Source organism: Romboutsia sp., from assembly GCF_035470145.1.
Classification (GTDB): Bacteria; Bacillota; Clostridia; order Peptostreptococcales; family Peptostreptococcaceae; genus Romboutsia_D.
Genome location: NZ_DATIRC010000419.1, coordinates 1 through 6,260, shown reverse-complemented (window position 1 = coordinate 6,260; position 6,260 = coordinate 1). Strand labels below are relative to the sequence as shown.

Genomic DNA, 6,260 nt, shown 5'->3' with positions numbered 1-6,260 from the left:
AATAGATTTATTAATAATAACTATTTGCGATATAGAAAAATGCAGTTACTGTGACAAAAATTATGGATACTTATTACAGATAGATAGATTTAAATGTATACTTAAAAATCTAAAAAAACTTCTTTACCAACTTAAATGCTTACCTACTAAAGATTGTGAACTACTTTCAAAAGTTTTATGTGCTTTATTTGAAATAATAGAACTAATTCAAAACATAATATCAAAAATAAACAATATAGAATGTTTATGTAAATCTCATTTATGCTGTAAATGTGAAATCCTAGAATGTATGATTTGTATGTTAGTAGAAGAGATTGACAAACTTGAAGAACGTGTTTCTACTTTAGCACAGTTAGTATTACAAATAGCCTCTTTAAATATTATAAACTGTACTACTTGTACTACTTCAAACTTTTGTACACCTAAAAAGCGTGATTACTTAAGGAAATATTGTAAAACTTGTTATTCAGATTGTGATTGCTGTAATCAAAAAGCACCAAAATATTATAAATAAAAATAAGGCCATGTAAAAATAGTATATTATGGAGTTTATATTTGTATTGTAGAACTTTTGAAATAACTAAAGAATCTTTAAAAGAATAGATTCTTTAGATGACAATTATTGCTATAGTAATCTTAGTTTTATTTTTAAATAAAATAAAGCTAGTTTGAAAGTTAAAATAATTAAGACTTTCAAACTAGCTTTTTATTATATACTTAATTTTTCAATGTAGTTACAATTCACTTCAATATGATTTAAAAATAGTAGTAATCTTTCATAAAGTGGATGAGATTCTTGACCATATTTAAGTTCTAGGTTTTCACCTATTTCTTTAACAGTTTTTTTGCCATCAATTTGCAAAAATACATAACTGCTATATGCGTCTAATGTTACTTTTTTGTACATCGGAATTTTAAATTTTAGTTTTCTAAAAAAGCTTTGAACCTTGTGATCTTGCTTTTCAAGTATAGTTACAATTCCTTCTTTATCCACTTCATATTCAATTTCATCAGAAATCTTAAATACTATACTTAAAACTTCTTCATTATTGTTCATCAGCCTTTACCTTAGATGAAGCAATAGGTAATGTTGTAAGAACAACTAAAGCTACTAATAAGATTATTGCCATTGTATTTCCTGCAGCAAATCCAACTGGAGTAGCTGGTTTTACAACTCCTGCTACTTGTAATATGATTCCTAATAGACCTATTATAGAACCACCAGCAACAAGACCAGAAGATAAACTTACACCATTAGCAACTTTTGCTTCTTTTTCAACATCATTTTTAGAAGTCTTTTCAACGAATACACGTATTAATGCTCCAACTAATATTATAGAAGTTGTTGCTATTGGTAAGTAGAATCCTATAGCGAAAGTCATTATTGGTAAGTTTAATAAGTATAAAACAATCGCCATAAATACACCAGCTATTATCATAACCCAAGGTAATTCACCTGACATTATACCAGAAGTTAATGTTGACATTAAGTTTGCTTGAGGTAATGCAAATGGTGGGTTATCACCAGTAATTTTAAGTTGGTCTGAAAGTAATAATATTGTACCTGCAACAACAACTACACCTACTATACCAGCAATTGCAAAGTAACGTTGCATTTCATTTTTGTTACCACCAACTATATAAGTTACCTTTTGAGATTGAGTGTAACCACCAGCAACAGCTATAGCAACAACTATAAATGTACCGAATAAAAGTAATGATTTGTTATCTGCTAAATCAGTCCATCCCATTACAACAAATATTAATGTTAAGATAACTAATGATGCTATTGTCATACCAGATACTGGAAGATTTGATGTTCCTATAGTACCTGTTAAACGTCCTGCTACTATAACAAATAATAATGATAATACAAGAGACATAATTGCTCCAACAACTGCCATTACAACATTACCAGAAATTATAAATCCTGCTATAAATGCAACTACAGCACCACCTAATAATATTACCATTTGCATAGATGAACTTTCTTCAGAACCTCCAACACTTGATTTTGCATTAAGTGTTTCTTTAATAGAAGCTATTATAGTTGGTATAAGTTTTATTGCACCTATTATACCACCACAAAGCATCATACCTGCACCTATATATTTTACATAACTACCAGATATTGCATTTGCATCCATTTGATTAAGTGGAAGTGCAGGATTATTCCATACCATAGCTCCATCTGCAGCCATATCTGTAAAGTAACCTATTAAAGGTGCTATAGCGAAGTTTGATAGCATAGAACCAGCAAACATCATTAAAGATACTTCAAGTCCTACTATAAACCCAATTCCTAAAAGAAGTGGGTTAACTTCTACTTGTAATTTCCACTTATAGAACTTACTTCCAAAGTAGCTTATTACATTATTTGTTACATTTAAGAATGAACCTGTTAATATAGTAAGTGCACCACCGATTCCAAATCCAATTCCCATGTACTTCATAGAATCTCCTGCACCTTCTGAAGCAACAAGTGTTTCAGAAATAGCCATTGACTCTGGATACATAAGAGTACCATGTTCTTCAACAATTAAATAATTTTGAACAAGTGATGAAACTCCTATACCAAATAGTACTCCACCAATTCCAACAAGTACACCTTCTAAAAATGTAACTTGACTACCAATTAAAATAATAGCAGGTAAAACAAATATCATACCACTGGCAATTGATTCTCCACCACTTGCCATACCTTGAACTAAATTTTTTCCAAGAATACCTTTTTGTTTAGCAAATATTCCAAGAAATGCTGAACCTATTATAGATCCTGGAATACCAGCTGCAACTGTAAGACCAGCCTTCATACCAGAATATGCTGTAGAAGCAGCAAAAACAGTAGCTAGAATAAGTCCTATAATTAATACTGCCATGTTTCCACCTGACTTAGAGTTATCTGTTATGTAAGGTACATAATCTTTTCCAGATACTCCTCCATATGCGCCTTTCGGCAATTTTTTCTTCATTGAGTTTGTCCTCCTTTGTTTGATTAATTTCATAATACCACAAAAGAAAACATTTTTCACGAAAATTTGACAAAAAAGTAAAAGTCGTAATTTTCAGTCAAATTTAAAGTGAAAGTCGTAATTTTCAGTTAAATTTAAAGAAGAGTATATGAACCATTAATTTAATAATTTCTACTATTTATAAACCAGTCTTTTAAATGTCCGTTATTAATAGCATTAATAACGGACATTGGATTACAAAACTTCAACAGAATTTTTTGAGAATGATGTGAAGTATTGCAATTAATTTGATAATCTAGGTTTTAAAAAACATCACCTAGATAGTTATGTATTATTAAGTTATAATTATAACTATAATTATAAAGAAATGAGGGTATGAAGATGAATGGTTTAGACAGAAGAGAAGAAATTATAAATATTTTAAAAAACGCAAGTCAAGCAATAAGTGGTACAAACTTAGCTAATGAACTAAATGTCAGCAGACAACTTATAGTAGGGGATATAGCACTACTTAGAGCCGCTGGGATGGATATAATATCAACACCAAAAGGTTATATTTTAAATAATAAAGAAAGTGATGAAAATTACATAATAAGAACAATTGCATGTAGACATAGTAAAGATTTTATAAAAGATGAACTTAATTCGATAGTTGATGAAGGAGCAACAGTTGTAAATGTAATCGTTGAACATAGTGTATATGGTCAAATAACGGCAGATTTACATTTATCATCAAGACGTGATGTAAAGGAATTTATGAAAAAACTTAAAGTGGAAGATGTAAACCCTCTAGCTCAATTAACAGATGGAATACACCTTCATACTATAAAATGTAGAGATGAAGAAACGTTTGAAGAAGTAATAAAGTCTTTAAAAGAAAAGGGATATTTGTATTAAGTGATGCTTAACATCACTTAATACAAATATCCCTTATATTATATATAAATTACGTTATAATAATTGACAAGTTCTTAATTTAGTACTAAACTGTAATCATAGGTGTAAAGACACATATAATTACAGTTAATAATAGGGGGATGTAAAATGAATAATAAATTAAATACAAGAGCAGTTATATTATCTGCACTATTATGTTCTATTGGAATCATAATACCTATGTTTTCACCAATTAAAATAATATTAGAACCGGCATCATTTACATTAGCAAGTCATGTACCTATATTTATAGCTATGTTTATTTCTCCAGGGACAGCCTTATTTGTAGCATTTGGAACTACTTTAGGTTTTTTATTAGGAGGATTTCCAATTACAGTAGTATTAAGAGCTTTAAGCCATGTAGTATTTGTTAGTATCGGATCTTTTTATTTAAAGAAGAATAAAGAAGTTATTAAAAATATGAAAAGTTCAATGCTATATTCTTTTTTTATAGCATTAATTCATGCTATTAGTGAAGTATTAATAGTTATACCGTTTTATCTTGGATCTTCACTTTCAGCAGGATACTATGATAAAGGATTTATTGTTTCAATCCTTGGATTAGTAGGTGTTGGAACTTTAATACACAGCATGTTAGATTTTACATTGTCAGTTTATATATGGAACTTACTTCCTAAGGAAGTTGTTAAAAAGTCCATGATAAAAGCATAAAAGACATAAAGGCCTAAGATATTTTTAAATATAGTATTATAGATATAGAATATATAGTTTAATATTACTATTTATTCTATATTTTTTTTATGTAATTACTTAATACAAACCTTATCTAAGATTGTGAATGATAAATTGAGAAAGTTTGCATAAAACTAGCTATTATGATAAAATTCTAATGTTAAAACTAAAAAAGATAGGTGGATAATATGCTAAACGAAACAAAAGAATTGCTAAAAAACTTCTATGGCTTAGATGATGAAACCTTCGAATTATCAGAAGAAGTTATGGGAGAGATAAAAGATAGATTTGAAGAAATAAAAAAGATAAGAGAATATAACCAATATAAAGTATTAAAAGCTATGCAAGAAGCCAATCTAAGTGATAATCACTTTAACTGGACAACAGGATACGGATATAATGACCTTGGGCGTGAAAAAATAGAAGAAATATATGCAAAAGTATTTAATGCAGAAGACTCAATAGTTCGTCCTATAATAGTTAATGGAACTCATGCCTTAACATTATGCTTACAAGGCTTAGTTAGACCAGGAGATGAAATATTATCAGTAACTGGTAAGCCATATGACACATTAGAAGGTGTTATAGGTATAAGAGAAGAAAAAGGATGTTTAAAAGAGTTCGGTGTTACATATGATCAAGTTGATTTCTTAGAAGACGGAAATGTAGACTTAGAAGGAATCAAAGCTAAAATAAATGATAAAACAAAGCTTGTAATGATACAAAGGTCTAAGGGATATTCTTGGAGAAAATCACTTACAATTGCTGATATAAAAGAAGTTATAGATACTGTAAAAAGCATTAAACCAGAAGTTATAGTTATGGTAGACAACTGCTATGGTGAGTTTATAGAAACTCAAGAACCAACAGATGTTGGTGCTGATATAATGGCAGGATCACTTATTAAAAATCCAGGTGGAGGTCTTGCTTTAACTGGTGGATATATAGTAGGTAAGAAAGATTTAGTTGAACTAATATCATACAGATTAACTTCACCAGGAATAGGTAAAGAATGTGGTCTTACATTTGGTACTAGTAGAACTGTGCTTCAAGGATTCTTTATGGCTCCATATGTAGTAAGCCAAGCTGTAATGGGTGCAATTTATTGTGCTAGAATGTTTGAAAAATTAGGATATGAAGTACTTCCAAAGTATGATGATTTAAGAAGTGATATAATACAAATAGTGAGACTTAATAGTGCTGAGGAAGTTATAGCTTTCTGTCAAGGTATACAAGCAGCAGCTCCTGTTGATTCTTATGTAAAGCCAGTACCTTGGGCAATGCCAGGATATGATGATGAAGTTATAATGGCAGCAGGTGCTTTTATACAAGGTTCTTCTATTGAGCTAAGTGCAGATGCTCCTATAAAGCCTCCATATAATGTATACTTCCAAGGTGGACTTACATTTGATCACTCTAAGATGGGTACTTTAAAGGCTATAGAATATATGAAAAAGAATAAATAAATAGTAAATGACCTGAGATTTTATTTAAACCTCAGGTCGTTTTTTATACTCCATATTTATATAAGTCTTATTGTACTAATTCATCAGTTGAATCACTACTTACATTAGGAATAAATATACTTATTGTATTCTTAATAGTGTACAATAAGTATAGTAAATAAACGTAGGAAAGGGTAAATCGATGATATTAGAA

Annotated in this window: 6 protein-coding genes; 4 read left to right on the top strand and 2 right to left on the bottom strand. The window is 29.5% G+C overall.

The window, feature by feature from the left end; translation table 11 throughout:
- Positions 1-514 (top strand): hypothetical protein (locus VLM92_RS16570; protein WP_325277428.1); only part of this gene is annotated, 514 nt, incomplete at its 5' end.
- Between the two features lie 195 nt (positions 515-709).
- On the opposite strand, the gene VLM92_RS16565 is transcribed toward VLM92_RS16570, so the two are convergent.
- Entirely contained in the window at positions 710-1,057 is a 348-nt protein-coding gene (locus VLM92_RS16565) for a PqqD family peptide modification chaperone (RefSeq protein WP_325277427.1), read from the bottom strand.
- The gene (locus VLM92_RS16560; RefSeq protein ID WP_325277426.1) at positions 1,047-2,972 is read right to left on the bottom strand and encodes an OPT family oligopeptide transporter; all 1,926 of its coding nucleotides are present in this window, start codon (positions 2,970-2,972) and stop codon (positions 1,047-1,049) included. Before VLM92_RS16560 ends, VLM92_RS16565 begins: the two co-directional genes overlap by 11 nt.
- 381 nt (positions 2,973-3,353) lie before the next feature.
- Between VLM92_RS16560 and VLM92_RS16555 the strand changes: the two genes are divergently transcribed.
- The 3 genes from VLM92_RS16555 (at position 3,354) to VLM92_RS16545 (ending at position 6,067) form a co-directional block, all read left to right on the top strand.
- Positions 3,354-3,869, top strand: a complete 516-nt coding sequence (locus tag VLM92_RS16555) for a transcription repressor NadR (protein WP_325277425.1) — start codon at positions 3,354-3,356, stop codon at positions 3,867-3,869.
- A 147-nt stretch (positions 3,870-4,016) separates the two neighbouring features.
- A complete protein-coding gene (locus tag VLM92_RS16550) occupies positions 4,017-4,580 on the top strand; it encodes a hypothetical protein (protein ID WP_325277424.1) in 564 nt (187 codons plus the stop codon).
- A gap of 209 nt (positions 4,581-4,789) precedes the next feature.
- On the top strand, positions 4,790-6,067 hold the full coding sequence (locus VLM92_RS16545; RefSeq protein WP_325277423.1) for an aminotransferase class I/II-fold pyridoxal phosphate-dependent enzyme: 1,278 nt from the start codon (positions 4,790-4,792) through the stop codon (positions 6,065-6,067).
- Positions 6,068-6,260: the final 193 nt, after the last annotated feature.

Coding starts and splice junctions, on each gene's coding strand:
- VLM92_RS16565 (WP_325277427.1), bottom strand. CDS start 1,057: ATGAACAATAATGAAGAAGTTTTAAGTATAGTATTTAAGATTTCTGAT.
- VLM92_RS16560 (WP_325277426.1), bottom strand. CDS start 2,972: ATGAAGAAAAAATTGCCGAAAGGCGCATATGGAGGAGTATCTGGAAAA.
- VLM92_RS16555 (WP_325277425.1), top strand. CDS start 3,354: ATGAATGGTTTAGACAGAAGAGAAGAAATTATAAATATTTTAAAAAAC.
- VLM92_RS16550 (WP_325277424.1), top strand. CDS start 4,017: ATGAATAATAAATTAAATACAAGAGCAGTTATATTATCTGCACTATTA.
- VLM92_RS16545 (WP_325277423.1), top strand. CDS start 4,790: ATGCTAAACGAAACAAAAGAATTGCTAAAAAACTTCTATGGCTTAGAT.